Annotated in this window: 2 protein-coding genes; both read left to right on the top strand. The window is 72.3% G+C overall.

Going from position 1 to position 1,811, the window contains the following annotated elements:
* Window positions 1-388 (top strand): acyltransferase domain-containing protein (locus tag IO30_RS47250; RefSeq protein WP_245234257.1); only part of this gene is annotated, 388 nt, incomplete at its 5' end.
* A partial coding sequence (locus IO30_RS43920; protein WP_245234248.1) for a polyketide synthase dehydratase domain-containing protein occupies window positions 351-1,811 on the top strand: 1,461 nt, incomplete at its 3' end. The genes IO30_RS47250 and IO30_RS43920, both read left to right, overlap by 38 nt.

Genomic DNA, 1,811 nt, shown 5'->3' with positions numbered 1-1,811 from the left:
CGGCGAGCTGGCCTGCGCCCACGTGGCGGGGGTTCTGTCGCTGGCCGATGCGTGCAAGCTTGTGGCCGCGCGTGGCCGCTTGATGGGTGCGCTGCCTGCCGGCGGCGGGATGGTTGCGGTTCAGGCGACCGAGGCCGAGGTCGCGGAGTCGCTGGCCGGCTTCGAAGGCCGTCTGTCGGTCGCGGCGGTGAACGGTCCGCTGGCCGTGGTCGTTTCGGGTGCGCTGGATGCGGTCGAGGAGTGGCTGCCCCAGTGGCAGGAGCTGGGCCGCAAGACGACGCGTCTGCGCGTCAGTCACGCGTTCCACTCGGACGCGTCTGCGCGTCAGTCACGCGTTCCACTCGCCGCTGATGGAGCCGATGCTCGACGAGTTCCGAGCCATCGCTGAGGGTCTGACGTTCCACCAGCCGCAGGTGACCGTCGTATCGAACCTGACCGGCGCGCTCGTCACTGATGAGCTGACCGACCCCGGGTACTGGGTCTCCCACGTGCGGGAAGCGGTCCGCTTCGCGGACGGCATCCGGACGCTCGCCGACGAAGGTGTGACCCGTTTCGTCGAGGTGGGTCCCGATGCCGTCCTGACGGCGCTGGCCCAGCAGACCCTCGACGCCGACGGGGCTGTCTTCGCGCCGGTGCTGCGTGCTCGTGTCGGGGAGGCCGAGGCCTTCGCCGGATTCCTGGGTCAGGCGCACGTGGCCGGGTTGCCGATCGCCTGGGATGCGTACTACGCGGGCTCCGGCGCGCAGCGCGTCGAGCTGCCCACGTACGCCTTCCAGCGCGAGCGGTACTGGCTCTCTCAGACTGCCGCCTCCGGGGATCCGGCAGCCGCCGGTCTCGGCAGGATGGATCACCCGATCCTGAGCGCGGCGGTTCCGGTCGGGGACCGGGACGAGTGGGTGTTCACCGGACGCCTCTCCCCGGACTCGTCGCCGTGGGTCCGGGACCACGCCGTGTACGGCACGGTCATCGTCCCCGGCACCGCGCTCGTCGAGCTTGCGCTCAACGCGGGCGGTCTGACCGGCTCCCCGGTCGTGGAGGAGCTGGTGCTCCAGGCGCCGCTGATCCTCTCCGAGGATGGTGCGCGTCAGGTGCAGGTGACCGTGGGTGCGGCCGACGGTGACGGACGGCGTGAGGTCGCGGTGTACTCCCGGCCCGAGGAAGCGGGGGAGGCGGCTACCTGCCACGCCCGCGGCTGGCTGACCTCGAAGGCCGAGCCCGCGACGCCGTTCCCCGGGACCTGGCCGCCCGCTGCGGCGGCGCCGGTTGCCGTCGAGGGGCTCTACGCACGGCTGGCCGACGGCGGTTACGAGTACGGGCCGGTGTTCCAGGGGCTGCGTGCGGCCTGGCGTGCGGGCGGTGACCTCTTCGTGGAAGTGGCGCTGCCCGAGGATGCGGCCGATGACGGGTTCGGTCTGCATCCGGCCCTGTTCGACGCGGTGCTGCACGGTGCGCTGGCGGAGAAGGACCTGGCCGCCGGTGTGGACCTGCCGTTCTCCTGGTCGGGGGTCCGGCTGGGCCACGGCGCCGGAGCCGCTGTCGGGTCGCACGTGAGGGCTCGGATCAGCCGGTCCGGCGAGTCCGCCATGCGCATCGACGTGGTCGACGAGCGCGGGGCGCTGGTCGTGGCCGTGGACGCGCTGACGGTGCGGCCGGTCGACCAGGCGCAGTTGGCGAGTGCTCAAGGAGGCGGGCAGAACGCCCTCTTCCGGCTGGACTGGACTGCGGTGACCGGTCAGCCGGGCGGCTCTGTCCGGTTGGCGGTGCTGGGTGGGTGCCGGGTACCGGGTGAGCGTTTTGCGGACCTCGCGGCG

The organism is Streptomyces xanthophaeus (assembly GCF_000725805.1).
Classification (GTDB): Bacteria; Actinomycetota; Actinomycetes; order Streptomycetales; family Streptomycetaceae; genus Streptomyces; species Streptomyces xanthophaeus.
This window is presented reverse-complemented; position numbering and strand designations above follow the sequence as displayed.